Source organism: Streptomyces sp. STR69 (assembly GCF_024519455.1).
In the GTDB taxonomy this organism is placed as follows: Bacteria; Actinomycetota; Actinomycetes; order Streptomycetales; family Streptomycetaceae; genus Streptomyces.
In genome coordinates this window covers 145,146-170,641 of the sequence record NZ_JALJRY010000019.1, presented here as the reverse complement: position 1 = coordinate 170,641, position 25,496 = coordinate 145,146, and the positions used below count along the sequence as shown (strand labels likewise).

Annotated in this window: 29 protein-coding genes; 15 read left to right on the top strand and 14 right to left on the bottom strand. The window is 69.5% G+C overall.

Going from position 1 to position 25,496, the window contains the following annotated elements; all coding sequences use genetic code 11:
* Nucleotides 1-8 precede the first annotated feature (8 nt).
* Nucleotides 9-938, bottom strand: a complete 930-nt coding sequence (mshD, locus tag OC490_RS31995; protein WP_262061502.1) for a mycothiol synthase — start codon at nucleotides 936-938, stop codon at nucleotides 9-11.
* A 144-nt stretch (nucleotides 939-1,082) separates the two neighbouring features.
* Between mshD and OC490_RS31990 the strand changes: the two genes are divergently transcribed.
* Nucleotides 1,083-2,891 (top strand): bifunctional metallophosphatase/5'-nucleotidase, encoded by a 1,809-nt coding sequence (locus tag OC490_RS31990; protein ID WP_262061501.1) that lies wholly within the window; start codon nucleotides 1,083-1,085, stop codon nucleotides 2,889-2,891.
* A gap of 1,026 nt (nucleotides 2,892-3,917) precedes the next feature.
* Nucleotides 3,918-5,777 (top strand): ABC transporter ATP-binding protein, encoded by a 1,860-nt coding sequence (locus tag OC490_RS31985; protein ID WP_262061500.1) that lies wholly within the window; start codon nucleotides 3,918-3,920, stop codon nucleotides 5,775-5,777.
* A 3-nt stretch (nucleotides 5,778-5,780) separates the two neighbouring features.
* On the opposite strand, the gene OC490_RS31980 is transcribed toward OC490_RS31985, so the two are convergent.
* From OC490_RS31980 to OC490_RS31965, 4 genes are all read right to left on the bottom strand, one after another.
* Nucleotides 5,781-6,512, bottom strand: coding sequence for a response regulator transcription factor (locus tag OC490_RS31980; RefSeq protein WP_315986716.1), 732 nt, complete (start codon nucleotides 6,510-6,512; stop codon nucleotides 5,781-5,783).
* 44 nt (nucleotides 6,513-6,556) lie between these two features.
* Nucleotides 6,557-7,279 (bottom strand): PH domain-containing protein, encoded by a 723-nt coding sequence (locus tag OC490_RS31975; protein ID WP_262061499.1) that lies wholly within the window; start codon nucleotides 7,277-7,279, stop codon nucleotides 6,557-6,559.
* Nucleotides 7,280-7,343: 64 nt separating this feature from the next.
* Nucleotides 7,344-7,655 carry a hypothetical protein gene (locus OC490_RS31970; protein ID WP_262061498.1) on the bottom strand — a complete coding sequence of 104 codons (312 nt, stop codon included), beginning with the start codon at nucleotides 7,653-7,655 and terminating at the stop codon, nucleotides 7,344-7,346.
* Nucleotides 7,652-7,840 (bottom strand): hypothetical protein, encoded by a 189-nt coding sequence (locus OC490_RS31965; protein WP_262061497.1) that lies wholly within the window; start codon nucleotides 7,838-7,840, stop codon nucleotides 7,652-7,654. The genes OC490_RS31970 and OC490_RS31965 overlap by 4 nt, the downstream gene beginning before the upstream one ends.
* A gap of 137 nt (nucleotides 7,841-7,977) precedes the next feature.
* Here OC490_RS31965 and OC490_RS31960 point away from each other — a divergent pair, with 137 nt between their 5' ends.
* The 3 genes from OC490_RS31960 to OC490_RS31950 are packed head-to-tail and all read left to right on the top strand — an operon-like array spanning nucleotide 7,978 to nucleotide 9,228.
* Nucleotides 7,978-8,817 (top strand): helix-turn-helix domain-containing protein, encoded by an 840-nt coding sequence (locus tag OC490_RS31960; protein WP_262061496.1) that lies wholly within the window; start codon nucleotides 7,978-7,980, stop codon nucleotides 8,815-8,817.
* On the top strand, nucleotides 8,801-9,010 hold the full coding sequence (locus tag OC490_RS31955) for a DUF397 domain-containing protein (protein ID WP_262061495.1): 210 nt from the start codon (nucleotides 8,801-8,803) through the stop codon (nucleotides 9,008-9,010). Before OC490_RS31960 ends, OC490_RS31955 begins: the two co-directional genes overlap by 17 nt.
* A complete protein-coding gene (locus OC490_RS31950; protein WP_262061494.1) occupies nucleotides 9,007-9,228 on the top strand; it encodes a DUF397 domain-containing protein in 222 nt (73 codons plus the stop codon). Before OC490_RS31955 ends, OC490_RS31950 begins: the two co-directional genes overlap by 4 nt.
* Before the next feature lie 90 nt (nucleotides 9,229-9,318).
* Here OC490_RS31950 and OC490_RS31945 read toward each other — a convergent pair whose 3' ends face one another.
* The 4 genes from OC490_RS31945 to OC490_RS31930 all read right to left on the bottom strand — a co-directional run bounded on the left by OC490_RS31945 (nucleotide 9,319) and on the right by OC490_RS31930 (nucleotide 13,220).
* Nucleotides 9,319-10,776 carry a sensor histidine kinase gene (locus OC490_RS31945; protein WP_262061541.1) on the bottom strand — a complete coding sequence of 486 codons (1,458 nt, stop codon included), beginning with the start codon at nucleotides 10,774-10,776 and terminating at the stop codon, nucleotides 9,319-9,321.
* A 74-nt stretch (nucleotides 10,777-10,850) separates the two neighbouring features.
* Nucleotides 10,851-11,588 (bottom strand): response regulator transcription factor, encoded by a 738-nt coding sequence (locus OC490_RS31940; protein ID WP_019073726.1) that lies wholly within the window; start codon nucleotides 11,586-11,588, stop codon nucleotides 10,851-10,853.
* A gap of 138 nt (nucleotides 11,589-11,726) precedes the next feature.
* The gene (locus OC490_RS31935; protein ID WP_262061493.1) at nucleotides 11,727-11,933 is read right to left on the bottom strand and encodes a hypothetical protein; all 207 of its coding nucleotides are present in this window, start codon (nucleotides 11,931-11,933) and stop codon (nucleotides 11,727-11,729) included.
* Nucleotides 11,934-11,969: 36 nt separating this feature from the next.
* Nucleotides 11,970-13,220: a S1C family serine protease gene (locus tag OC490_RS31930; protein WP_262061492.1), complete on the bottom strand. Its 1,251-nt coding sequence runs from the start codon at nucleotides 13,218-13,220 to the stop codon at nucleotides 11,970-11,972.
* Between the two features lie 342 nt (nucleotides 13,221-13,562).
* Between OC490_RS31930 and OC490_RS31925 the strand changes: the two genes are divergently transcribed.
* Entirely contained in the window at nucleotides 13,563-15,320 is a 1,758-nt protein-coding gene (locus OC490_RS31925; protein ID WP_262061491.1) for a trypsin-like serine protease, read from the top strand.
* 27 nt (nucleotides 15,321-15,347) lie between these two features.
* On the opposite strand, the gene OC490_RS31920 is transcribed toward OC490_RS31925, so the two are convergent.
* Together OC490_RS31920 and OC490_RS31915 are read right to left on the bottom strand one after the other, a co-directional pair.
* Nucleotides 15,348-16,373 carry a LacI family DNA-binding transcriptional regulator gene (locus OC490_RS31920; RefSeq protein WP_262061490.1) on the bottom strand — a complete coding sequence of 342 codons (1,026 nt, stop codon included), beginning with the start codon at nucleotides 16,371-16,373 and terminating at the stop codon, nucleotides 15,348-15,350.
* Nucleotides 16,374-16,523: 150 nt separating this feature from the next.
* Nucleotides 16,524-17,324: a winged-helix domain-containing protein gene (locus tag OC490_RS31915; protein WP_262061489.1), complete on the bottom strand. Its 801-nt coding sequence runs from the start codon at nucleotides 17,322-17,324 to the stop codon at nucleotides 16,524-16,526.
* Between the two features lie 193 nt (nucleotides 17,325-17,517).
* Between OC490_RS31915 and OC490_RS31910 the strand changes: the two genes are divergently transcribed.
* The 9 genes from OC490_RS31910 to OC490_RS31875 all read left to right on the top strand — a co-directional run bounded on the left by OC490_RS31910 (nucleotide 17,518) and on the right by OC490_RS31875 (nucleotide 22,997).
* On the top strand, nucleotides 17,518-18,402 hold the full coding sequence (locus OC490_RS31910) for an alpha/beta hydrolase (RefSeq protein WP_262061488.1): 885 nt from the start codon (nucleotides 17,518-17,520) through the stop codon (nucleotides 18,400-18,402).
* Between the two features lie 37 nt (nucleotides 18,403-18,439).
* Complete coding sequence (locus OC490_RS31905; protein ID WP_019073733.1) at nucleotides 18,440-18,694, top strand: MoaD/ThiS family protein; 255 nt, start codon at nucleotides 18,440-18,442, stop codon at nucleotides 18,692-18,694.
* Nucleotides 18,695-18,702: 8 nt separating this feature from the next.
* Nucleotides 18,703-19,833, top strand: coding sequence for a hypothetical protein (locus OC490_RS31900; RefSeq protein WP_262061487.1), 1,131 nt, complete (start codon nucleotides 18,703-18,705; stop codon nucleotides 19,831-19,833).
* Between the two features lie 130 nt (nucleotides 19,834-19,963).
* Nucleotides 19,964-20,704 carry a DUF2993 domain-containing protein gene (locus OC490_RS31895; protein WP_262061486.1) on the top strand — a complete coding sequence of 247 codons (741 nt, stop codon included), beginning with the start codon at nucleotides 19,964-19,966 and terminating at the stop codon, nucleotides 20,702-20,704.
* A 201-nt stretch (nucleotides 20,705-20,905) separates the two neighbouring features.
* Entirely contained in the window at nucleotides 20,906-20,986 is an 81-nt protein-coding gene (locus OC490_RS49625) for a putative leader peptide (protein WP_353963781.1), read from the top strand.
* 114 nt (nucleotides 20,987-21,100) lie between these two features.
* Nucleotides 21,101-21,940, top strand: a complete 840-nt coding sequence (locus tag OC490_RS31890) for a sulfurtransferase (RefSeq protein ID WP_262061485.1) — start codon at nucleotides 21,101-21,103, stop codon at nucleotides 21,938-21,940.
* Nucleotides 21,941-21,975: 35 nt separating this feature from the next.
* On the top strand, nucleotides 21,976-22,263 hold the full coding sequence (locus OC490_RS31885; RefSeq protein WP_019064558.1) for a DUF1416 domain-containing protein: 288 nt from the start codon (nucleotides 21,976-21,978) through the stop codon (nucleotides 22,261-22,263).
* Nucleotides 22,264-22,339: 76 nt separating this feature from the next.
* Nucleotides 22,340-22,600: a DUF3099 domain-containing protein gene (locus tag OC490_RS31880; protein ID WP_262061484.1), complete on the top strand. Its 261-nt coding sequence runs from the start codon at nucleotides 22,340-22,342 to the stop codon at nucleotides 22,598-22,600.
* Nucleotides 22,601-22,622: 22 nt separating this feature from the next.
* Nucleotides 22,623-22,997, top strand: a complete 375-nt coding sequence (locus OC490_RS31875; RefSeq protein ID WP_262061483.1) for a VOC family protein — start codon at nucleotides 22,623-22,625, stop codon at nucleotides 22,995-22,997.
* 7 nt (nucleotides 22,998-23,004) lie between these two features.
* Here OC490_RS31875 and OC490_RS31870 read toward each other — a convergent pair whose 3' ends face one another.
* Genes OC490_RS31870 through OC490_RS31860 form a run of 3 tightly spaced genes read right to left on the bottom strand, consistent with a single transcriptional unit; the run spans nucleotide 23,005 to nucleotide 25,457 of the window.
* Nucleotides 23,005-23,910 carry an NADP-dependent oxidoreductase gene (locus tag OC490_RS31870; protein ID WP_262061482.1) on the bottom strand — a complete coding sequence of 302 codons (906 nt, stop codon included), beginning with the start codon at nucleotides 23,908-23,910 and terminating at the stop codon, nucleotides 23,005-23,007.
* A 28-nt stretch (nucleotides 23,911-23,938) separates the two neighbouring features.
* Nucleotides 23,939-24,988, bottom strand: a complete 1,050-nt coding sequence (locus OC490_RS31865; RefSeq protein WP_262061481.1) for an NAD-dependent epimerase/dehydratase family protein — start codon at nucleotides 24,986-24,988, stop codon at nucleotides 23,939-23,941.
* A 13-nt stretch (nucleotides 24,989-25,001) separates the two neighbouring features.
* Nucleotides 25,002-25,457, bottom strand: coding sequence for a MerR family transcriptional regulator (locus OC490_RS31860; protein WP_262061480.1), 456 nt, complete (start codon nucleotides 25,455-25,457; stop codon nucleotides 25,002-25,004).
* Nucleotides 25,458-25,496 lie beyond the last annotated feature (39 nt).

Genomic DNA, 25,496 nt, shown 5'->3' with positions numbered 1-25,496 from the left:
TCGGCCGTTCACGACTCCGACCGGTACATCAGATCCGTCTCGAACGTCGTGAACCCCAGCCGCTCGTACACCGACACCGCCGCCTTGTTGTCCGCGTCGACGTACAGCATCGCGGTCGGCAATCCCTGCGAAGCCAGGTGCCGAAGCCCGATCGTCGTCAGGGCCTTGCCCAGCCCGCCGCCCTGCGCACCGGGCAGGACCCCGACGACGTAGACCTCACCCCGCTGCTCCTCCGCGTGGACCTTCGTCCAGTGGAAGCCGATCAGCTCACCGTCGCGTTCGGCCAGGAAGAACCCCTCGGGGTCGAACCACGCCTCGGCCTTGCGGTCGTCCAGGTCCCGCTGGGTGAGGGAACCCTGCTCCGGGTGGTGGGCGAAGGCCGCGGCGTTGACGGCGAGCCAGGCCGCGTCGTCGGCGCCCGGCACGAAGGTCCGTACCGCAACCCCCTCCGGAAGCACCGGCTCGGGCAGCTCCAGATCCGCCAACGACCGCCGCAGCTGGCGCAGTTCGCGGAACAGCGCGAGCCCGAGCACCTGGGCCAGATGGCGCGCGGCGGGATGCCCGCCGTGCGCCCACACCCGCAGCCGCTTGCCCGAAGCGGCCAGCAGCGCCGAACCGAGCGCCCGCCCGTGCCCGTGCCCCCGCTGCGAGGGGCGGACGAGGAGTTCGGCGGCCGGTGCCTCCACCGGGTCGGTGTCCTCCAACTGCCCGTAGCCGACGAGCTCTTCGCCCAGCGTGAGCAGCAGATGCGAGACCCCGGGCCGCGCACCCCCGCGCAGCTGCAGCCGCCCCTGCTCGGACACCGCGGGCTGCCCGTCGGTCCCGGCGGCCTCGGCGATCAGCGCGAGGACGGCCCCGGCCTGGTCCGGGGAGAGCTCGGAATAGGTCTCGATGGAACGGGAGATGGGCGCGGGCCGTGCGGTGTCGTCGCTGGTCATGGCCTCAGGGTAAGCGGACGTACCAGCAAAGTGGCGGCAAAGAAGAAACCAGGATGTAACCAAGAACCCCCTGTCACGCTACGCGCGTTGACCCTAGGCTGCGCCGCAACGTGGTGACTTCTCAGCCGACTCACAGGGGGGCTCATGCCAGCCACTTCCCAGCCGTACCGCCCGCGCAGACGCCGTGTCGCAGGCCTGCTCGCCGCCGCCGCGAGCCTGGCCACGGCCGGTGCGCTGGCCGCCGCGCTGCCCGCCGGCGCGCACGGAAACCCCAGCGGCGACTACGGGCACAAGCCCAGCCGCTACCAGGACGTCCAACTCCTGTCCTTCAACGACCTCCACGGCAACCTGGAGCCCCCGTCCGGTTCCTCCGGCCGGGTCACCGAACTCCAGGCGGACGGCACGACGAAGACGATCGACGCGGGCGGTGTCGAGTACCTCGCGACGCATCTGCGCGAGGCCCGCAAGGGCAACCCGTACTCGATCACCGCGGCCGGCGGCGACATGGTCGGCGCCTCCCCGCTGATCTCGGGTCTGTTCCACGACGAGCCGACCATCGAGGCCCTCAACAAGCTTGACCTGGACGTCACTTCGGTCGGCAACCACGAGTTCGACGAGGGCGCCAAGGAGCTGGCCCGCCTGCAGAACGGCGGCTGTCACCCCACCGAGGGCTGCTACACGGACAAGAAGTTCAAGGGTGCCGACTTCCCCTACCTCGCGGCCAACGTCCTCGACGAGAAGACGAAGAAGCCGATCCTCAAGCCGTACTGGGTGTGGAAGAAGAACGGCGTCAAGGTCGGCTTCATCGGCGTCACGCTGGAGGGCACCCCGGGCATCGTCTCCGCGGACGGCGTCAAGGGCCTGCAGTTCAAGGACGAGGTCGAGACGATCAACAAGTACGCCAAGGAGCTGCAGAAGCAGGGCGTCAAGTCGATCGTCGCGCTGATCCACGAGGGCGGCTTCCCGGCCTCCGCCTCCTACAACTACGACTGCGACGCGGGCGGCGCCGGCTCCGGCATCTCCGGCCCGATCGTCGACATCGCGAAGAACGTCACCCCGGCCGTCGACGCCCTCGTCACCGGCCACACCCACAACGCGTACGTCTGCACGATCAACGACCCAAGTGGCAAGCCCCGCATGGTCACTTCGGCCGCCTCCTTCGGCCGCCTCTACACGGACACCACGCTGACGTACGACCGCTGGACCGGCGACATCGCCCGTACGGCGGTCAAGTCCGCGAACCACGTGGTCACCCGGACCGTGCCCAAGGCCGCCGACATGACCGCCCTGATCAGCAAGTGGAACACCCTCGCGGCCCCCATCGGCAACCGCGCGATCGGCTACATCTCCGCCGACGTCAACAGCACAGGCACCGAGTCCCCGATGGGCGACCTCATCGCCGACGCCCAGTTCGCCTACGGCAAGGAGCTGGACCCGGAGACCGACCTCGCGCTGATGAACCCGGGCGGGGTGCGGGCGGGCCTGACCTACGCGGCCAAGGGCGCGGAGGGCGACGGCGTGGTGACGTACGCCGAGGGCTTCACGGTGCAGCCGTTCGCGAACACCGTGAACCTCCAGAACTTCACCGGCGCGCAGCTGGTCCAGGTGCTGAAGGAACAGGTGAGCGGCACGAACGCGGCGGCGCCGAAGGTGCTCCAGCCCTCGTCCGGACTGACGTACACGCTGGACCTGACGAAGACCGGCGCGGACCGCGTGGTCACCGACTCCATCCGCCTGAACGGCGCCGCGATCGACCCGGCGGCCACCTACCGCGTCGCGACGAACAGCTTCCTCGCGGGCGGCGGCGACGGCTTCCCGACGCTGGGGCAGGGCACCGGTGACCTGGTCGGCACGGACGACCTGAGCGCGCTGGCGCAGTACCTGACGGCCCACTCGTCGGCGGCGAGCCCGCTCACGCCTCCGGCGGCGAACCGGATCACGGTCGTGCAGTAACAGCCGACCCCTCGGGGGCCCGGTGCCGCAGGTCGGCGCCGGGCCCCTTCCGTTTTCCCGTTCTAAATTCTGTGTAAGGGCGGTTTCGGTTCCGCGAATTCCATAAGAGTCATCCACAGCAATCGCTCAGGAAGGTCTAAGCGAAAATCGCTTTTCCTGCGCCGGAAGTCCAGTAGTGTTTTCCATGTCGAAAGCGAACGGCGCAAACGACAGAAGTAAAAGGAGAGCACGATGAGCTTCCACAAGATCGTCCCCGTCAAGAAGCACCACAAGCCCGCCCCGGCCCCCAAGAAGGCCCCGAAGAAGCCTGCTCCGGCCCCGAAGCGCCGCCCGGTCGGCCACAAGTAAACAGTCCATAAGACGTCGTAACAGGGAGGGAATTAATCATGAGCCTCAACAAGATCCACCCCATCAAGAAGTCCTGCAAGCCCGCTCCGGGAGCCAAGAAGGCGGCCCCGAAGAAGCCCGCTCCGAAGCGTCGCCCGGTCGCCCACAAGGGCTGACAAAGAATTTACAGGCGTAATTCAAAGGCAGTTGCAGCAGATCGGTAGAGGAACTGTTGCAGAACCGCAGCAGACACCGCGAGAGCCGTACCAGAGAGGGAACCCGTCATGAGCTTCCACAAGATCGTCCCGGTCAAGAAGCACCGCAAGCCGGCCCCGGCCCCGAAGAAGCCCGCGCCGAAGAAGCCGGCGCCGAAGCGTCCGGTCGGGCACAAGTAAGCAGTCCCACGAGCCGCAGAAGAAGACCCGCACCACCCCCCACCCGGCCGCAGCGCCGAACTCCCGGAGAGGGAACCCACCATGAGCTTCCACAAGATCGTCCCCGTCAAGAAGCACCGCAAGCCGGCCCCGGCCCCCAAGAAGCCCGCGCCCAAGAAGCCCGCGCCGAAGCGCCCCGTCGGGCACAAGGGCTGAGCCGTCACCCAGTGAGGCGGGGCCGCCGGTTAGCGAGTTCGCTCGCTCCGGTGGCCCCGCCTCGGCCACGTCCAGGCCGCGTTCCGTAGTCCGAAGGGAGTTGTTGACCATGAGGGAAGCCCGTGAGGCCTTCCGCCGTTTCTGGCCGCTGACCCGCGGTGACCGCAAGTGGCTCGCGGTGATCATCACGTGCGTCATCGTGTCGGCGCTCGCCGAGACCGCCGCGATCCTGCTCTTCGCGGAGCTCACCGACAACGCCCTCAAGGCCGGTTCGCTGTCCGCGTTCTGGGGCCCGGCCGCCGCCTGGCTCGGCGTCGCCGTACTCGGCGCGCTCGTCGGCTACTTCGGCAACTCCCTCGCCACCTGGACCGCCGAACGCTTCGTCCTGCGCCTGCGCGCGAACGTCTTCCGCCATGTCCAGGACCTCCCACCCCACTTCTTCCAGAAGCACCGCCAGGGCGACCTGGTCGAACGCCTCACCGGAGACGTCGAGGCCATCGAGCAGATGGTCGTGTCCGGCGTGGTCGGCACGATCTCGGCAGCCTTCTCGGCGGTCTTCTACGCCTGCGCGGCCCTGTACCTCCGCTGGGACCTGGCCCTGGCCACGTTCGTCCTGGCCCCCCTCTTCCTGCTGGCCGCCCGCCGTTTCTCCGGCCGCATCAAGCAGGCCTCGCAGGACGAGCGGGTCGCGGACGGCGCGATCACGTCGGTGGTGGCGGAGTCCCTCGGCAACGTCGTGCTGACCCAGGCGTACAACCGCCGCCGGGACGAGGAGAAGCGCCTCGACACCGAGGCCCGCGCCTGGATGAAGGCATCGGTACGAGGCGCCCGCCTGAGCGAGATGTACGAGCAGTTCGTGGAGGTCGTAGAGACGCTCTGCGTACTGGCGGTCATCGGCCTCGGCGTCTGGGAGATCTCGGCCGACCGCATGACCCTCGGCGCACTCCTCGCCTTCGCCGCCTTCATCGGCTACCTCTACCCCCCGGTCCGCAACCTCGGCCAGCTCGGCCTCACCCTCACCGCGGCCACGGCCGGCGCCGCCCGCATCAACGAGATCCTGGACGCCACCCCGTCCGTGGGCGACCCCCGCGAACCCGTCCCCGCCTGGCCCGTCCACGGCTGGGTCAGCTTCCACGGCGTGACCTTCCGCTACCCCGGCGCGGCCCGCGACACAGTCGAGAACGTCACGTTCCGGGCGGACCCCGGCGAGCTGGTCATCGTCACCGGCGAGAGCGGAGCGGGCAAGTCGACGCTCTCCAAACTCCTGACCCGCTTCTACGACCCCTCCGAGGGCGTGATCTGCCTGGACGGCGTCCCCCTCCGTGACGTACCGCTCGAATTCCTGCGCGAGAACGTGGCGTTGCTGCCCCAGCAGACCCTGATCCTCAACGGCACGATCCGCGAGAACATCGAGTGCGGTCGCCCGGGCGCGACGGACGAGGAGATCGAGCGAGCGGCACGCGCGGCGGCGGCGCACGACTTCATCACCGCACTCCCGGAGGCCTACGACACGGAGATCGCCCCCGGCACGGCCGCACTCTCCGGCGGCCAGCTGCAGCGGATCGCGATCGCGAGGGCGATGCTGCGCCAGGCACCGGTCCTGGTCCTGGACGAACCGACGGCCGGCCTCGACTCGGTGGCCGCCCGCCAGGTGATCCAGCCCCTGCGCCGCCTGATGTCCGGCCGTACGACCATCATGATCACCCACGACCTGAGCCTCGCCCCCGACGCCGACCGCATCCTGGTCCTGGAGGGCGGACGCCTGGTGGAGACGGGCACGCACGCGGAACTGGTGGCAAGGGGCGGCGCGTACGCACGCCTTGCGGGTCCGCTCCCCGAAATGGCGATCACGGGATCGGGATCGGGACGGCACCGTGCGGAGGACACGATGATCCTGCGTCCGCTCCCGCCGCAGGCCCCGGCCTCTGCCCTGGACGAGACGATGATCCTGAGGCTGCCGCTCAAGTAGCCGTCAACCGGCGGGTGTTGCCCGGAGGGTGTACCCGAGCCCCCGCACGGTGTGGATGAGCCGCGGTTCGCCGCGGCTCTCCAGTTTCCGGCGCAGATACATGACGTAGACGTCGAGGGTGTTGGACGCGGGCTCGAAGTCGAAGCCCCAGACGTGCCGGTGGAGCCGGGACCGGGTGAGCACGGTGCCCGGATGGTGGAGCAGGTACTCCAGCAGCAGGAATTCGGTCCGGGTGAGTTCGAGCGGCCGGCCGCCGCGGGTGACGGTACGGGTGCGCGGGTCCATGACGAGATCGTCGAGGGCGAGCAGCCCGAGCTCGGGAGGCGAAGGCGGATCCTCGGCCTCCCGCCGTCCGCTGCGCCGCAGCAACGCCCGTACCCGCGCGAGGAGTTCGTCCACCGCGAACGGCTTGCTGAGGTAGTCGTCGGCGCCGTTGTCGAGGGCGACGATACGGTCGCCGACGGCGGTCCGCCCGGTGAGCATCAGGATCGGCACGGTGGACCCGGAGGCGCGGATGCGTCGCGTGGCGGCGAGCCCGTCCAGCTCCGGCATGGTGACGTCCATCAGCACGAGGTCGGGCGCGGTGGCGTCGTCCGGTACGCCGAGGAGATCGATGGCGGTACGCCCGTCTCCCACGAGGACGGTTTCGTACCCCTCGAATCTGAGCACCCGGCCGAGCCCTTCGCGTACGTCCGCGTCGTCGTCGGCCAGCAGGATCTTCCGCGCCAGCGCCATTCGGACACGGTGTGACGGGTGACTGTGGCGGGGCTGGCAGGGGGCTATGTGTGGGCTGGGGCTCGGGACGCGAGCCGGCGGAAGAACGGGAGGAGGAGGGCGTAGACGGCGAGGGGAGCGCAGAGGAGCAGGAGGAAGGGGTGAGGTTCGCCGTCGGTGTTCACCTCCCACACGAGATAGATACCGCCGGCGAAGAAGGCGAGCAGAGCCCAAGTGATCGCCCGCTCCTGTGCCTTACGGTGCCCCGCGCGCAGCCGGATCCGTGCCTCGACCTCGGGCCGCGGTTCCCAGGTCATGCCGCGGTGCGCGGCGGCGACGGTCCGCAGATCGTCGATCTCGGCCTGGAGATCCGGGAGTTGCCAGTCGTCGACGTTGGGGAGGCGCAACCTGCGGCCGTCGTAGTCGTAGAGCCAGGTCCACTTCCGGAAGTCCGTGCGGGCCTGCTTCGGACGTTCCTCGACGCGCAGATCGTAGATGTCGTGCCAGGCCCGCCTGCGCTCGCGGAAGGCACCGCGGACGGTGACGCCGTCGGCGCCCACGGAGGTGAGACCTCGCCGCGCGGCGAGGAAACCCCAGACGAGGAGCGACACGATCACCACGAGCCAGAGCAGCTTGTACCGGACCGGAATGTGGTCCGGCCGCGTCAGCTGAAGCAGACAGTTCCCCATGATGATCCACATGATGAGCATCCGCGCCCGGGACGCCTTCCTCCACCTGCGGTACTCCCGCTCGATGCCGCGCCCGTACCCGTCCCCGTCCCCGTGCATGGACCCTCCCCCGGTCAGCAGAGGAGGAGCGTAAGACAGGGAGCTGTGCAGGTCTGCAGCGGGGTCAGCGGCCCGCATCCGGGATGCGCTCGCCTCGGCTGACGGCGATGCGGATCACGTCCTCCAGTGACTCGGACGCCCTGGTGAGCGCGAAACGCACGGCGCGTTCGCCGGCCTTGGGGTCTGCGAGGACTGCCTTGGCTCCGGTCAACACCTGTTTCCCGGAGTCGAGTTGGGCCGCCTCGATGTCGTCGGCGAGGAGGGAGAGGCGGCTGCCGTCGTGATCGGTGCTGAGGTAACAGGGCTTGCCGTCAGGGGTGTTCCAGGGCAGCAGTCGCAACTGCCGTTCACTGCTTGTGCTGTTGGGGGTGTTCATGCGCGCACCACCACTCCGTGGATACGACGGGGCCCGACGTCGATGCCGTGCACGGCGAGCCAGAGGGCGCGTCGCCGTTGCCGTTGCAGTCGCCGTTTGCGGCGGGCGCGGCGCTGGGAAGGGAGCAGGGCGTGCACGAGTGCCGTGAGGAGTAACTCCCAGAATCCCACGATGCGTTCACTCATACCGGCGCGCTCCTCTGTCCTTGTCGATGTCCTGACGAGCGGTGATTACCGTTCGTGCATCGATCGTCACTGGTGCGGCGTACGCTGCGGAAGAGGGTTGGCGTTGTCTGCGGGCCCGGGCAACGGGGAGGGGTGACGTGACCGAACAGGTTGACGCCGAGGGCGAGTCGGGCCGCGCGGTGCTGGGGCGGACGCTCCGGTATCTGCGGGAGAAGGCGGGGAAGTCGCTCGGGCAGCTGGCCGAGGACACCGGGTACGACAAGAGTTACCTGAGCCGACTGGAGTCCGGGGAACGGCTGTCCAAGGTGACGGTGATGGAAGACCTGGATGTGTATTACGAGGCCGGTGAGCTGCTGGTCAGCCACTGGAAGGCTGCGCGGCTGGACGCGTTCATGGACCCGTACAAGCGGTTCATGGCGCTGGAAGCCACGGCTCGGGTGATGTGGAAGTTCGCACCGGCGGTACCTGGACTTGTGCAGACCGAGGACTTCGCTCGGGAGGTGTTGTCTGGAGGCTGGACAACAGCTGACGCTGACGAAATGGTCGAGGAACAGGTGGCGGCTCGGCTTGGTCGGCAGTACGTGCTACGCCAGAGGCCGGCACCCGACGTCCGGATCATCATGGATGAGGTGGCGTTCCGGCGACCCGCTGCCCGCGCCGAGACCTGGCACGACCAGTTGCTTCATCTGGAGACCGTCGCGATGTTGCCGAACCTGAGCCTTCAAGTGCTGCCGTTCTCCGCGGGAGTTCATCACCACATGACGGGGTCGCTGACGCTGCTCTGGCAGAAAGACGGCAGTGCTGTCGCTTATGAAGAGGGCGATGACTGTAGTCAGCTCGACGATGATCCAGACGATGTTCTGCGGCGCCGACTGTCCTACGATCGTCTTCGCGATCTGGCGTTGTCCCCGCTGGACTCGCTGGCGTTCATCCGGGCCGTACTGAAGGAGCACCGACGTCATGACGCACACCCCTGACCTCAGCACTGCGGCCTGGCGCAAGTCGAGCTACAGCCAAGGCGGAGACAACAACTGCGTCGAGGTCGCCGACGGTTACACCGGCCTGGTCCCCGTCCGGGACAGCAAGACCCCGTCGGGCCGCCCGCTGGTTTTCGCGGCCGGGTCCTGGCTTGCGTTCGTGGAGTTGGTCCGAGGCCAGGAGGGCGCATGAAATCCACCCTCGACCTCAGCACCGCCGCTTGGCGCAAGTCGAGCTACAGCGACGGGGGAGACAACAACTGCGTCGAGGTTGCCGACGGTTACACCGGCCTCGGCCTCGTCCCTGTCCGCGACAGTAAGACCCCGACCGCCCGTCCGCTGATTCTCTCGGCCGGGACCTGGGCCGAGTTCGTGGCCGGGGTCAAGGCTGAGGTGGGGCGCAAGGCCTGACGTTGGAACAGATGGCGCACCGCCGCCCACGACCCCCCTCCCGAAAAGTGTGTCACTTCCCCCCAGAAGTGACACACTTTTTCAACTCGCCTACTGGGAGGCGGAGTCGTCCGGCGGCGGAGTCGGCGCCCCGGGCAGTCGTACGGTTGCCATCGTGCCGCCACCCGGCGCGTGTGTCAGGGTCACCTCGCCGCCGGCCTGCTGGACCGTGCGGGCGACTATCGACAGGCCCAGGCCGGAACCGGGGAGGGCGCGTGCCGACGGTGAGCGCCAGAAGCGGTCGAAGACGTGCGGGAGTTCCTCGGCGGGGATGCCGGGGCCGTGGTCGCGGACGGTGAGGACACCGCGCGTGAGCTGGACCTCGATCGTGCCGCCCTCGGGGCTGAACTTCACGGCGTTGTCGAGGATGTTGACCACGGCGCGTTCGAGCGCGGAGGGCTCCGACTGGACGTACCAGGGCTGGACGTCGGCCGTGATCGTCAGCTCCGGGCCGCGCAGGCGGGCTCGGCGCAGGGCGGCCTCGACGGTGTCCTGGAGCGAGACGATCTGGACGCGCTCACCTCGCTGCCCCTCCGAACGGGACAGTTCCTGCAAGTCGCCGATGAGGGACGCCAGTTCGGTCATCTGCGCCTTCACCGAGGCGAGCAGCGCCTTGCGGTCCGCCGGGGGGATCGGGCGGCCGGTCTCCTCGCTGCGGGTGAGGAGTTCGACGTTCGTACGGAGTGAGGTGAGGGGGGTGCGGAGCTCGTGACCGGCGTCCGCGATGAGTTGCTGTTGCAGCTCACGGGAGTTGGCGAGAGACGTTGTCATCGAGTTGAACGAGCGGGACAGGCGGGCGACTTCGTCCTCGCTGTCGTCGTCCACGGGGATCCGGATGGCCAGGTCCTCGGTGCGGGCCACGTGTTCCACGGCCTCGGTGAGTTTGTCGACCGGGCGGAGACCGGCGCGGGCCACCGCGAGGCCTGCGGCTCCGGCGCCGACGACTCCGATGCCGGAGACGAGGAGGAGAACTAGGGCGAGTTCGTTCAGGGTGTTCTGGGTGCTCTTGAGAGGGACCGCGACGACGAGTGCGGTGTCGGGGTACAGCTGAGGGAGGGTCGGGCCCGGCCTGACGAGCAGAGGCGTGGTCAGCACGCGTACGGCGTTGCCCTTCGAGTCGACGCCGTTGCGGAACACCCCCTTGAGGGTGGACGGAAGCGACGTGAGGGTACTCGCGTCCTTGATCACGTCCTTGTCGGCACCGGTGACCTTGACGACGCCCGCCGAACCGGAGGAAACGCAGAACTTCCCGCTGGACTTGACCAGTTGGAGATAGGCGGTCTGCGTCCGGAGCCCGCTGAAGCCGCTGGGGTCGGTGGTGTCGCTCTCCGTGCTGTCGACGGTCTGTGGGCAGCTCTGGAGGAACCCCACAACATCACCGGGCCGCTGCGGCTGCGCCATCTGCCGTAGATCAGCGTCGACCTGCTCGTACAGCTTCCCCTGCACGATGAACCAACACGTGACCGAGACGGCCGCCACCCCGAACGCCACCGCCGCCGCGACCAGCATCGCCAGTCGGGACCGGATCGGCAGGGTCCGGAAGCGGTGGAGGAACCGGTTGAGGAACGGGTTGAGGACGTTCTTCACTCCGCCCCACCCTGTCGCAGCACATACCCCACGCCCCGAACCGTGTGCACGAGCCGCGGCTCGCCCCCCGCCTCGGTCTTGCGGCGCAGGTACATCACGTACACATCGAGCGAGTTGGACGACGGCTCGAAGTCGAAGCCCCAGACCGCCTTCAGGATCTGCTCGCGGGTGAGCACCTGGCGGGGATGCGCCAGGAACATCTCCAGCAGCGTGAACTCGGTGCGGGTCAGTTCGACCTGGCGCCCGTTCCGTGTCACCTCGCGCGTCGCGAGGTCCATGCGGAGGTCGGCGAAGGTCAGGGAGTCGTCCTCGGGGGCCGTACCGGCCGCCGCAGCCGCCGCGTACGAGCTGCGGCGCAGCAACGCCCGTACCCGCGCGAAGAGTTCGTCGAGTTCGAAGGGCTTGACGAGGTAGTCGTCGGCGCCCGCGTCGAGCCCGGTCACGCGGTCGCCGACCGTGTCGCGGGCCGTGAGCATGAGGATCGGGGTCGTCGTGCCGGCCCCGCGCATGCGGCGGGCAGCGGTGAGGCCGTCCATGCGCGGCATCTGGATGTCGAGGACGACCAGGTCGGGCTGGTACGCGGTCGCCTTCTCCAGCGCGTCCGCGCCGTCGACGGCGACCTCGGTGTCGTATCCCTCGAAGGCCAGACTGCGCTGGAGTGCTTCACGCACCGCCGGCTCGTCGTCGACGATCAGGATGCGCTGGGTGTCACGGTCGCCTTCGGCGGGGCTCATGGGCTGGATTCCTCGGGTGCGGTGGGACAGGGAGACAACGATCGGCTGGTCGCAATCAGCCTCGCATGTTTCCCGGCTGGCGCGTAAAGAGGAGGGGAGGGGAGAAACCGGCTGAGATCGGTCTCGTACGGTGGCAGATCAGGCTCGCATCGTGGCGAGCCGGTTCAGCGGCACCTTCCGGTGGTGCGGGTGGGCCGCGCTGGTGCGGAGCCCCATCAGTTCCGGGGCGGGCGCCACTTCCGGTGCCCGGGCCGCCGGTGCGTGCAGTTCGTACGCCACCCCGAGGGCCAGGCCGAGACCGGCCGCTCCGGTGTCGGTCACCGTGTGCGAAACCTGCTTGATCATGACGTACTCCCTACTGGTTGCTGGTGGGCCGTAGGCCTAGTTGTCGGAACCGCCCGCCCGCAGCGAAGCCAGGTCCGCCTTGACGGTGTTGATCGGGATGGCGAAGCCGATGCCGATGCTTCCGGCCTCGGACGACGAGGACGAGGAGTCCGAACTCGACGAGTACATCGCGGAGTTGATGCCGATGATGTTGCCGTTCGCGTCGATCAGGGCACCGCCGGAGTTGCCGGGGTTGAGGGACGCGTCGGTCTGGATGGCCTTGTACGTCGTCGTGGACGAGCCGGTGTCGCCGTTGAACTGCTGGCCGCCGAACTGGAAGGGCCACTGGCCGCTGCCGCCCGAACCCGAACCCTGGCTCTGGCTCTCGTCGGTCGAGACGGTCACGTCACGGTTCAGGGCGGAGACGATGCCGCTGGTGACCGTGCCGGTGAGGCCCTCCGGGGAGCCGATCGCCACGACCGTGTCGCCGATCTGGATGCCGTCGGAGTTGCCGAGGGTGGCCGCCTTCAGGCCGGAGGCGTTCGCCAGCTGGAGGAGCGCGAGGTCCTTCTTGCTGTCGGTGCCGACGACCTTCGCGGTGTACGACTTGCCGTCGCTCGTCTTGACCTTGACCGAGGTGGCGCCGGAGATGACGTGGTTGTTGGTGACGATCTGGCCGTCGGTGGTGATGATCACGCCCGCGCCGGTGGAGGTGCCGTTGCTCAGGGTCGCCTCGACCTCGACCACGCTCGGGCTGACGGTCGCGGCGATGGTGGCGACGTCGCCCTTCTTGCTGGAGGGCACGACCGCCGTGGTCGTGCTGGAGGTGGCGACGGTGTCCTTGCCGGTCAGCTGCTGGAAGGCGTAGGCCGTGCCGCCGCCGACGGCCGCGGCGACTATCGCCACGGCGGCGAGCAGCGCGATGGGGCCGCGGGTCCGCTTCTTGGGCTTGGGTGCTTCCGCCTGGACGGGGGTGAGGAGAGCCGTGTCGCCCCCGCCGCCCCCCGAACCGCCGTACGCTCCGCCGTATCCGTCGGCGCCGAACGCGGCCTGCGGAGCGGGCTCGGGGGCGGGCGTCTGGCCGCCCGGCCACACCGTCGTGCCGGGCTCGACGGTGACCGGCTGCTGAGCCGGCTCGAAGGGCTGAGCGGGCTGGGCGGGCTGAGCCTGCTGCACCGGCTGGTAGGCCGGCGGGGGCGGCCACTCCGGGTTCACGGGGGAAGAGGCGTGCTGCTGCTGGGGGTACGCCTGCGGCTGGTCGCCCTGGGGGGTCTCGTACTCGCCGCTGCGGCGGAAGCTCTCGGTCATGGAAAAGAGACTGTCGCGCGATCATGAGAGGTACCTGAGTCCCCGCTGAGAAGCCCGACAGAACCTCGTATGCCCGATATAAAGACGCCGGAGGCCCGGAAACTCGGGGAAACGGGAGGTTGCGGGGGAGTGAGGGCATGGCACGGGCCGGACAAATACTTGTGTGACCCCTGTGCGACAGGTGTGTGAGTTGACAGGCGGGGCCTACGATCTCCGGGCCGGAGGGGGGCTCCGCGAACAGAGCCGGTACATGCGCCGTACCCAGAGCATGTCGTCGGCCCTGCGTGGTCGCGTCGTACGCCCTTCTCGGGCCCACTACGACACCCACACCAGGAGTCCCGAGTGATACGTGCATTGCGCGGCCGACTGAGACGCCCCATCACGGCGTTCCCGGCCGCCGCCCTCGCGCTGGCGCTGAGCTGCGCCGGCGTTCTCGCGGCCCAGCCCGCCACCGCGGCCGACGGCCCGCCCGGACTGCCGTCCGCCGCCGCTGCCGCCCAGGCGGCGGCCCTTCCGCGGCCCACCGCCTCCGACAAGGAACTGCGCTCCCGCGTCGTCGACGCGGCCAGGACCCAGGCGACCGCCAAGAAGACGGCGACCAAGACGCCGTACATCATCGGCGGCACGGAGACCACGATCTCCAGCGCGCCCTGGATGGTCCAGCTCGCCTACTACGACGACACGACCGGCGACGGCTACTTCTGCGGCGGCACCCTCGTCGCCCCGAACAAGGTCCTCACCGCCGCGCACTGTGTCGCGGGCCTGGACTGGGTCAAGAACGGTGCCGTCCTGGCCGGTGCGACCGGTCTCTACGACGACACGTCCGGCACGGTCACGGGTGTCCTGCACCAGTGGAACCACCCGCGCTTCAACGCCACCACGGCCCAGAACGACATCGCGGTCCTCACCCTGGACCGCCCCCTGGACCAGCAGTGGATGCGGCTGGCCTACCTGAACGACCTCGGGTACGTCACCCCGGGCGCGCAGGCCACGGTCTACGGCTGGGGCCTGACCTCCGGCACCGGCACCGAGCTCTCCGCGAACCTGAAAAAGGCCACGCTGCCGATCGTCGACGACGCGACCTGCGACAGCGCGATGAAGACGGTCCTCGGGGACGACGAGTTCATCGAGGGCTCGATGTTCTGCGCGGGCACCCCCGCCTCCGGCACCGACGAGGGCACCACCAGCCCCTGCAACGGTGACTCCGGCGGCCCGGTGATCGTCGGCAACAAGGTCATCGGCATCGTCTCCTGGGGCGTGGCCGGCTGCACCGCCAAGGGCGCCTACCCGGTCTTCACCAAGGTCGGCTCCTACGCCTGGGCCGCGCAGCCCCGCATCGACGACACCGACCTGTCCTACGACGGCCGCGCCGACCTGCTGGCCCGTACGCCCTCGGGCGGGCTGTTCGAGCAGGACAGCAAGGGCACCTCGCTCGCCCAGCGCGCCTACCTCGGCAGCGGCTGGCAGACGGCCAGTTGGGGTCTGCAGGCCGACCTGGACCGGGACTACTACCAGGACCTGATCGTCCGCGACAAGACGGACGGCCACCTCTACCGCGACTATCTGAACCACTCCACGGGCGAGTTCACGTGGATGCAGATCAGCTCGGTGTGGGGCGGCTACAAGTCGTACGCGATCCCCGGCGACCTGACCGGTGACGCCCGCCCCGACCTGGTCGCGGTGGACGCCGACGGCTCGGTCTACCTCTACCCGGGCAAGGGCAACGGCCAGTTCTACGGCCGGGTCAAGGTCGTCGACAAGGCGTGGAAGAACGTCAAGATCTTCGGCCACGGCGACCTGACCGGCGACGGCCGCGCCGACCTCCTGGTCCGCAACTCCTCCGGCGTCCTGTACCTCTACGCGGGCACGCAGGTCGAGAAGGCCCCGTGGAAGACCCGCGTCCAGGCCCGCACCGGCTGGAACTTCACCTCGTACGTCTCCAACGGTGACGTCACGGGAGACGGCATCGCGGATGTGATCACCCGTGACTCGGGCGGCACGCTGTGGCTCTACCCGGGCACCAACAAGGCGACGACCGCGCTCTTCGGGACGCGGATCAAGCTGGGTACCGGCTTCAACCAGTACAACCTGCTGTTCTGAACGAACTGTTGTGAACCGGTGGTCCTGTCAGGCTTCGCAGCCGCAGGACCGCCGGGTCACCAGGCGCGAGGGGAACACCTTCAGCCGCTCGCGACGGGAGCCCGCCACCCGCAGCCCGTCGTCGAGCACGAGGTCCACGGCCGCCCTGGCCATCGCCGGACGGTCGGATGCGATCGTTGTCATCGGCGGATCGGCGAGGGCGGCTTCCTTGATGTCGTCGAAGCCGATGACACCGAGCTCGCTCGGCACCTCGATCCGCAGCTCGCGCGCCGCGCGCAGCAGGCCGATCGCCTGGTCGTCGGTGGAGCAGAAGATCGCGGGCGGTCGCCGGGGCCCGGAGAGGATCCCCAGGGCGACCTGGTAGGCGTCGTAGCGGTTGTACGGCGCCTCGAAGACCCGGCCCTCGGTCGGCAGACCGGCCTCGGTCATCGCGCGCCGCCAGCCCTCGACGTGGTCGGAGACCGGGTCGCCGACGGCCGGGGTGTCCGCCGTACCGCCCATACAGGCGACGTAGTCGTAGCCGTGCTCCAGGAGGTGGCGGACGGCGAGCTGGGCGCCGCCGAGGTCGTCCGTGACGACGGCGACGTCGTCGATGGCCTCGGGGCGTTCGTGGAGCAGGACCACGCGGGCGTCCCAGGCCTCGATCTCGGCGGCGGCGAGGTCGTTCAGCGCGTGGCTGACGAGGATCAGGCCGGAGACGCGCATACCGAGGAAGGCGCGCAGGTAGTGGACCTCGCGCTCGGCGACGTAGTCGGAGTTGCCGACCAGCACCATTTTTCCGCGCTCGGACGCGGCCTGTTCGACCGCGTGCGCCATCTCCCCGAAGAAGGGCTGGCGCGCGTCCGGCACGATCAGGCCTATGAGGTCCGTGCGCCGCGACGCCATGGCCTGGGCCACCCGGTCCGGTCGGTACCCCAGTTCCTTGATCGCGGCGAGGACACGCTCGCGCGTGGCCGGGGCAACCGGCCGGGGTCCGTTGTTGATGACATAGCTGACAACGGCGGTCGAAGTACCCGCCAGCCGCGCCACGTCATCCCGAGTCACCTTGGCCACGCGCGGAGTCTACGCGGATTGACCGGCCCTGGGCAGGGCGTTTCGAAGCTTCTCGTCGCTTCCGCACAGCTTCTCCGTGCGGAAGCTGTGCGGAAGCCGTGCGGAAGTGACGAGAAGCTGTGCGGAAGCGATGCCCTGCCCGGACGCGGGTTACGCCTGCGCCGGGATCTCGGCCGCGTCCAGGGCGGCCGAGTCGGCCGTCTCGTCCGCATCCTCCGGCTTTGCACCCGCGAGAGCGGCGCTCGCCTTGAGCTTGGCGTCCTCGCCGCCCCGGTCACCCTTCTCCGGGGTCACGAATCGATAACCGACGTTCCGGACGGTCCCGATCAGCGACTCGTGCTCGGGGCCGAGCTTGGCGCGCAGCCGTCGTACGTGGACGTCGACCGTCCGCGTACCGCCGAAGTAGTCGTAGCCCCAGACCTCCTGCAGCAACTGGGCGCGCGTGAAGACGCGGCCCGGGTGCTGGGCGAGGTACTTGAGGAGCTCGAACTCCTTGAAGGTCAGGTCGAGGACCCGGCCCTTGAGCTTGGCGGAGTACGTCGCCTCGTCCACGGAGAGATCGCCGTTGCGGATCTCCATGGGAGAGTCGTCGTTGACGATCTGCTGGCGGCCCATGGACAGCCGCAGCCGTGCCTCGACCTCGGCCGGGCCGGCCGAGTCGAGCAGCACGTCGTCGATGCCCCAGTCGGCGGTGACGGCCGCGAGGCCGCCCTCGGTGACGACAAGGATGAGCGGGCACCCCGGTCCGGTGGAGCGGAGGAGCTGACACAGGCTGCGCACCTGAGGCAGATCACGGCGGCCGTCGATGAGGATGACGTCGGCACCGGGGGTGTCGACGAGAGCGGGGCCTTCCGCCGGTGCCACGCGCACGTTGTGCAGCAGCAGGCCGAGGGCCGGAAGCACCTCCGTAGACGGCTGGAGGGCATTGGTCAGGAGCAGCAGAGAACTCATAAGTCTGGTTCCTCCTCGGTCCCTGCGAGGACGTGTGTCGTGCGGCACAGCGTTTGCGGTCCCGGGGGCCCTGTATGACCTGCGGCCACCTGTGGTTTCCCGTGGTGTACCGCTTCGTATACAACGCTCCTGGAAGCACAAAAGGACCCGGGGGCTTCGCTGCCCGAGTCCTCTGTCGAGCAGAATAGCCCACATGAGCGCTGGTACGGCAGGTCATGTGGCACGATCCACCGTTCGTCCGAACTCTGAGACGATCAGACGTACACCTTTGCGGACGTTTCTGCACACCGACGACGGGGTGACGATCGATTCCGTATACGACCCGGCAGCGGCCGTATACGACGCCTCCGCGCCATCTTCCGGTGACCTGGTGTTCGTCGTCGCGCACGGTTTCACGGGCGACGTGGACAAGCCGCATGTGCGCCGGGTGGTCGAGGCGTTCGCCCAGTACGGGGCCGTCGTCACGTTCTCGTTCCGGGGCCACGGAAGGTCCGGCGGACGCTCCACCGTCGGCGACCGCGAGGTGCTCGATCTGGCCGCGGCGGTCGCCTGGGCGCGGGAGCAGGGGCACGCGCGCGTGGTCACTGTCGGTTTCTCGATGGGCGGTTCGGTGGTGCTGCGGCACGCGGCGCTCTACGGCCCGGAGGGTGACGCGGACGGTCAGGGGCGCAGGGGGCGCACAGAAGCGCACACGGACGCGGTGGTTTCGGTGAGTGCGCCGGCCCGCTGGTACTACCGGGGCACGGCCCCCATGCGGAAACTCCACTGGCTGGTGACCCGCCCCGAGGGCCGCCTGGTGGGCCGCCTCGGTCTCAAGACCCGTATCGAGCGCGGCGGTTGGGACCCCGTCCCGCTCTCCCCGGTCGAGGCGGTCCCGCGCATCGCGCCCACCCCGCTCCTCGTCGTGCACGGCGAGATCGACGGCTACTTCCCCCTCGACCACCCCCGCATGCTGGCCGAAGCCGCCGGTGACCACGCCGAACTCTGGCTGGAGCCCGGCATGGGCCACGCCGAGCACGCGGCCGGCGACGACCTCCTGGCCCGCATCGGGCGCTGGGCCGGTTCACAGGACAGCTAGCCTGGCGGTTGCAGCCCCCGATCGATTGAGGAAGCGGATGCCAAAGGTCACGGTGCGCTACTGGGCCGCCGCGAAGGCCGCGGCCGGGATCGCCGAGGAGCCGTTCGACGCGGCCACCCTCGCCGAGGCCCTCGCCGAGGTGCGCGAGCGACACCCCGGGGAACTCGCCCGCGTACTGCTGCGATGCTCCTTCCTCGTCGACGGTGACCCCGTGGGCACCCGCGGGCATGAGACGGTACGGCTGGCCGAGGGCGGCACGGTCGAGGTGCTCCCGCCGTTCGCAGGAGGATGAGCGAAGCGATGAGCAACCAGCCGTACGAGGGCTATGGCGAGGGCTACGACCCCTACGCCCAGCAGCAACAGCCGCAGCAGGCCCAGCAGCAGGCACAGGCACAGGCGCAGGCGCAGGCCTGGCCCGGGCAGCAGCAGGCGTACGACGACCCGCAGGCCGCGCAGCAGTACACCCAGCAGTGGCAGGGCCAGACCTGGGACACCCAGGTCCAGCAGTCGAGACCCTCCGCGTCCGACCTGGCGTACTTCCCGCCGCAGAACTACCAGGCGCAGACGCCGAGTTACGACTCCTACGGGCAGGGCCCCGTGACCGCGCCCCCGGCTCCCCCCGCCACGGACGAGGCGGTCGGCTACGGCCCGCCCTCCCTCGCCGGGAACGCCCGTATCACCGACGCCCAGCGGGCCCGGCTGGAGGGCCGCTCGCCGATCATCGAGCCGGGGATGCAGCCGGCCGGCCTCACCGCCCTCCTGGCGCTCCTCCTCTCCGTCACCGCGCAGATCGGGTCGTACGCCCTCGTCGTACCGCTCGTCGTGCTCCAGGCGGTCACGGCCGCGGGCTGGTTCCGGCTGAACGGGATGTGGCCCGCCCGGCAGGGCATCGCGCTGGCCTTCGCGGGCGCGCTCGTCGCCGACGTGGCGCTGCTGGCGGCCGGGCGGGACAACGGCCCCGCCGCGATCCTCGGCACCCTCGGCGTCTGGGTCCTGCTCTCCCTCGTGATGCAGCTGCGCTCGCACGCCGACCCGGACACCCGGATCACGAGCCTGATGGCGACGGTCGCCTCGGCGGCCCTGGCCATCGTCGCGACCGGCCACCTCGCGGCCGACCCGGACGCGGTCACCGTCGGCGCGGCTGCCGTGGCGGTCGCGATCCTGGCCCGCGCGCTCCCGCTGCCGACCGTGGCGTCGGTGGTCGTCTCCCTCCTCGCCGCCGCCGGTGCGGGCATCGCGGTCGGCGGGATGACGGGCCTCGGCGCGAAGGGCGCGCTGCTCGGCGCGGTCGCGGCGGTCTGCGCGCTGATCGGCCACCGCGTGGCGAGCTACGACTACCCGTCCCGCTTCGTCCACTTCACGGCCGGTGTGGCCCTCCCGCTCGCCGCGGCGGCTCCGGCGGTCTACGTACTGGGGCGCGCGCTGGTGTAGGCGGCGGCCCTGTCACAGGTGATCGACAATTTCCCACTGCACGCAACTCGCGGGACTACGCTCGCGATTCGCGGCCACCCGGTCGTTGCACCGCTTTCTTCGACGACTGCCAGGTGGGGGAACACCGTAAATGCGTGGGCTACGAATACTTTTGACCGTCGTGGTGATTCTGGGTGTCCTGTTCGTGGTCGTGGACCGCGTCGCGGTCTACTTCGCGCAGGACGAGGCGGCGGGCAAGGTGAAGACGAGCGAGAACCTCGCCTCGACCCCCGACGTCTCCATCAAGGGCTTCCCCTTCCTCACCCAGGTCGCCTCCGGTGAACTGGACGACGTCGAGCTCGGCATCAAGACCTACGAGGCGACGACGGCGAACACGACCGGCAGCGGCACCTCCACGATCCGGATCGACGACCTCAAGGCCGACATGAAGGACGTCAAGTTCTCCAACGGCTACAGCACCGCGACCGCGGCCAGCGCGACCGGCTCCGCGAGCATCGCCTACGACCAGCTGCTCAAGGCCGCCAAGTCCGAACCGACGAACATCTTCACCGGGGTCGACGCCCAGGTCGTCAACCTCTCCGACGGCGGCGACGGCAAGATCAAGGTCGACGTCAAGATCTCGGTCGGCGGCCAGGAGACGACGTACCCGGTGCTCAGTACGGTCACCGTCGACGGCGACACCGTGAAGGTGCACGCGGACAACCTGCCCAAGCTGGTCGTCGACCTCGCCGACTCCCGGATCCGCTCGATCACCGACTTCCAGCAGACGATCGACCAGCTGCCGGGCGGGGTGAAGTTGGCCAGTGTGCAGGCGGCGAAGAACGGTGTGGAGATCAAGGTGAAGGGTTCGAACGTCCGGCTGGCCGGGTAGGACGGACGAGGTCCGGCGGACGGCGGCTGTCCGAGGAGCGAGACGCCGGTGTCCGTACGGCAGTTGCGAGGACGGCGAGGGCGCGCGAACAACCGGCGACGGGGCTGTTATCGGTCGGCCGATCTCACATCACGGACGATCGCGTCTCAAAATACGACACACCGGTGACATGTTCCGTCGTCCGTCCCTACGATCGACCCTATGAGGCAACAGGCGGATCTCACGAAGCGGCGGGCAGTGGACCTGTGCCGCGTCGCCGCCATGCTCTGTCGCACTTTCTGAGCGGAAGCGCAGGCTTCCGTCTTCCCCCGTGCCCTTGATCTCAGGGCACCCGCGCGAGCCGCGCACCCCTCTCTCACGCACCGCACCGCCGTAACTGCCCCGGAGGAGAAAAGCATGAGCCGCAGTGACGTCCTGGTCGACGCCGACTGGGTCGAGGCCAACCTCGACAACGCGGACATCGCCATCGTCGAGGTCGACGAGGACACGTCCGCGTACGAGAAGAACCACATCCGCAACGCCATCCGGATCGACTGGACCAAGGACCTCCAGGACCCGGTACGCCGTGACTTCATCGACCAGGAGGGCTTCGAGAAGCTCCTCTCGGCCAAGGGCATCGGCAACGACACGCTGGTGATCCTCTACGGCGGCAACAACAACTGGTTCGCCTCGTACGCGTACTGGTACTTCAAGCTCTACGGCCACGACAGCGTCAAGCTGCTCGACGGCGGCCGCAAGAAGTGGGAGCTGGACGCCCGCGAGCTGGTCGAAGAGGTTCCCGCGCGCGTCGAGACCTCCTACAAGGCCAAGCCGCAGAACAAGTCGATCCGCGCCTTCCGCGACGACGTCGTGGCGGCCATCGGCTCGCAGAACCTGGTCGACGTCCGTTCCCCCGACGAGTTCAGCGGCAAGCTGCTCGCCCCGGCCCACCTCCCGCAGGAGCAGTCGCAGCGCCCGGGCCACGTCCCGTCCGCCCGCAACATCCCGTGGTCGAAGAACGCCAACGACGACGGCACCTTCAAGTCGGACGACGAGCTCAAGGAGCTCTACGCCGAGGAGCAGGTCGACCTCGCCAAGGACACCATCGCGTACTGCCGTATCGGCGAGCGCTCGGCCCTGACCTGGTTCGTGCTGCACGAGCTGCTCGGTGTCGAGAACGTCAAGAACTACGACGGCTCCTGGACCGAGTACGGCAGCCTGGTCGGCGTCCCGATCGAGCTCGGCGCCAACAAGTAAGCACCCGACCAGCCCCAACCCCGTAAGGACAGACCATGTGTGGAGCGAAGGCCGGCGGCCCCGACGCCTCGACGATCAAGCCCGGTGAGACCACCATCCAGGGCCAGGTGACGCGCAACGGCGAGCCGGTGACGGGTTACGTCCGTCTCCTGGACTCGACCGGCGAGTTCACCGCGGAGGTCCCGACCTCCGCCACGGGCCAGTTCCGCTTCTACGCGGCCGAAGGCACCTGGACCGTCCGCGCCCTCGTTCCGGGCGCCACCGCCGACCGCACGGTCGTCGCCCAGACGGGCGGGCTGGCGGAGGTGGCGATCGCGGTCTGATCGCCGACTGACTGTCGAAGGGCCGCACCTCTTCCGAGGTGCGGCCCTTTGGCGTGCCCAGGCCTACCCTGGAAACATGCTGGCACGCCGCCGTCGCACCTACTTCGTCATGATGGGCATCTGCATCGGGCTCTTCGTCCTGGCCTGGGGAGTCGTGCGGATCTGGTCGGTGCCCGCGGCCGTCGGGATGTGCGTGGTCGCGATGGTGATCCCGCCCGTCGCCGCCATGGTCGCCAACCGCCGGGGCCCCGACGACCGCTGGTGGGACGACCCGTCCGGCGACCCCAAGTCCGACGAGTGGTGGGACGAGCTGGACGGCAAGAAGCGCAGGCCGTAGGGCGGGTGGGTAGAGGGCGGGCATGTCGCCTACGAGACTGTCCACCGTGGTGCTCGACGCGCATGACGCGCACGAGCTGGCCGGCTTCTACCTCCGCCTCCTCGGCTACGAGATCCGGGCCGAGGAACCCGACTGGGTCCTCATCGGCCCGTCCGACGGCGGCACCGGCCTCTCCTTCCAGACCGAGCCGGAGTACGTCCCGCCCGTATGGCCCACCCGCAGGCCCGGCGAGCAGCAGATGATGCTGCACCTGGACATCGAGGTCGACGACCTGGAGGGCGAGACGGCGAGGGCGGTGGCGGAGGGTGCCACGCTCGCGGCCGACCAGCCCCAGGACGACGTACGGGTCTTCTTCGATCCGGCGGGACATCCGTTCTGCCTGTGGCGACAGGAGTAGGCCCTGTTCAGATGGCCAGGAGGACCTTCGCGCGGACCCGGCCGTCCTCCAGCCGGGCGTGGACGTCGGCCGCCTGGGCCAGCGGCACCGTGATCCGCGGCCGGAGTGTCAGGGCACCAGTAGTGAGCGCTGCCATGGCCTCCGCGAGCGCGGCCGGGATGCGGAGCGGGTCGGGGCCCGAGAGCCGGACGCCGAGTTGCGCGGCACGGTGGTCGGAGAGCGTGATCACCCGTTCCGTTCCGCCGGCCAGCTCGACCGCCACCTCCAGGCCGCCCCTGCCCGCCGCGTCGAGTACGGCGTCGACCGGGCCGGCCTTCGCACGCACCTGGTCGAGCAGGTCCGGACCGTAGGCGACAGGCACCGCGCCGAGCTTCTCGGCAGCGGCGAAGTCCGTGGCCCGCACGCCCGAGATCACCTGGGCTCCCCGGCCGACCGCCAGTTGGGTGGCGATCCTGCCGACCGAACCGAGGCCGCCGAGCACGAGCAAGGTCTCCGCCTCCCGCAGCTCAAGCTCAGCCAGCGTGCGAGCCGCCGCCTCTCCGGAGGCGGGCAGGGCCGCTGCGTCCTCCCAGGTCACCGAGGCGGGCTTGGGCACCCAGTGCTCTGCGAGCACGTGGTCGGCGTACCCGCCGAGCCGAGGCAGGAAGACCGCGACCTCCTGGCCGGGCACCACGTCGTCCACCCCGGCGCCGACCGCGTCGACGACGCCGGCCGCTTCGAACCCGAGCGTGGTTCCCGGTCCTGCGGGAAAGGCCTTCACCTTCCCGGCGCGGATCGCGAGGTCGGTGGGACCGACCCCGGCGAAGGTCACCGCGACGCGGATCTGACCGGCGCCGGGCGATCCGACCTCCACATCGCGGAGTTCGAGAACGGCGGGCGGACCGAATCCGGTCAGGACGACAGCTCGGGACATCGGGAGTTCCTCTCGTAGGTGCGCGCGCTCACAGGCCCCGCCGGATCTGGCTGTCGGCGGTCGCCACGATCGTCTCGGTGACGTCCCGAGGCTCCCAGCCCAGTATCGAGCGGGCCTTCTCATTGCTGATGACCGGTATCCGGCCCCCCAGCGCCGCCGCGTCCCGCAGGGCGGGCTGTGTCTTCGCGGCCTCGCGCACCTGCTCGACGGTCAGCTCGACGGAGGGCAGCCGGTCGGCTGCGGCGGGGAAGTGCTCCCGCAGGATCTGCGCCATGCGCAGGAAGCTGATAGCCGGCCCGCCGACGGCGATGAAACGCTCGCCCGCCGCCTTCGGGTGCAGCATGGCCCGCAGATGCAGGTCCACGACGTCGCGTACGTCGACGACGCCGAAGTACATGATCGGCACCGCGGGCATCTGCCCGGTCAACATGGCCCTGACCAGACCGACCGAGCCGGACGGCCGGGTGCCGAGCTGGGGGCCGAAGATGCCGGTGGGGTTGACGACGGTCAGCTCGATGTCGCCGTGCGCGTGGGCATAGTCCCAGGCCGCACGTTCGGCGAGGATCTTCGACTTGTGGTAGGCGGGCAGGCCCTCGGTGTCCGGGTCGGTCCAGTCCGCCTCCGTGTACTGGTTGCCGGGCTTCGGCGTGTATCCGACCGCGGCGTAGGAGGACGTCATCACGACCCGCGCGACCCCGGCCTTCCGGGCCGCGGAGAGGACCCGCAGCGTGCCGTCACGGGCGGGGACGACGAGTGCGTCCTCGGTCGCCGACGCGGTGGAGGGGAAGGGCGACGCGTGGTGCAGCACGTGACCGACGTCGCGCAGGGCTTCCCCCCAGCCGTCGTCGGCGCCGAGGTCGGCGACGGCGAACTCCAGCCGGTCCGCCGGATCCACCCCGGCCTGCTGTACGGCCGCCCGTACCCCCGCCTCCTGCTCTGGCCCCCGGACCGTCACTCGGGTCCGGTACCCCTCGCGCAGCAGCCGGGCGACCGAGTGTCCGCCGACGAGGCCGGTACCGCCGGTGACCAGTACCGTCCCGCTGCCGGGGGAGGAGGCGGTGAGATCGTCTGTGCCCATCGGATTCAGTCCTTCAGTGGGTGAATTTTTCCAGTACGCGCAGAACCGCTTCGGTCGCGCGGTTCTCGGCGGCGGCGTCCCCGCGGACCCGCGCGTCCCACAGATCCGCCTTCCGTCGCAGATACGTCAGGCGCAGCTGGAGCCGCCCGATCTCGGCGGCCAGCTTCTGCGCCTGCGAGGCGAACAGATCCCGCTGATCTGCCGCCGCGGAGTTCCCTTGGGCGAGCAGGTCCAGATAGCGGCGCATCCCGCTGACCGTGACCCCCGACGAGCGCAGGCAGGACAGTGCCTCGACGCGGGCCACGGTCGCCGGCCCGTACCGGCGATGACCACTGGACTCGTCCCGGGCGACCTCTCCCAGCAGGCCGATCTTCTCGTAGTAGCGAAGCGTGGGCTCACTGAAACCGGACCGTCGCGCCATCTCCTGAACGGTCAGATCCGCTGCCTGCTCGCTGGTCGCTGCTGCCATGGGAGGAGCCTCCGATACCTGAAGCGCTTGAAGTCAAGC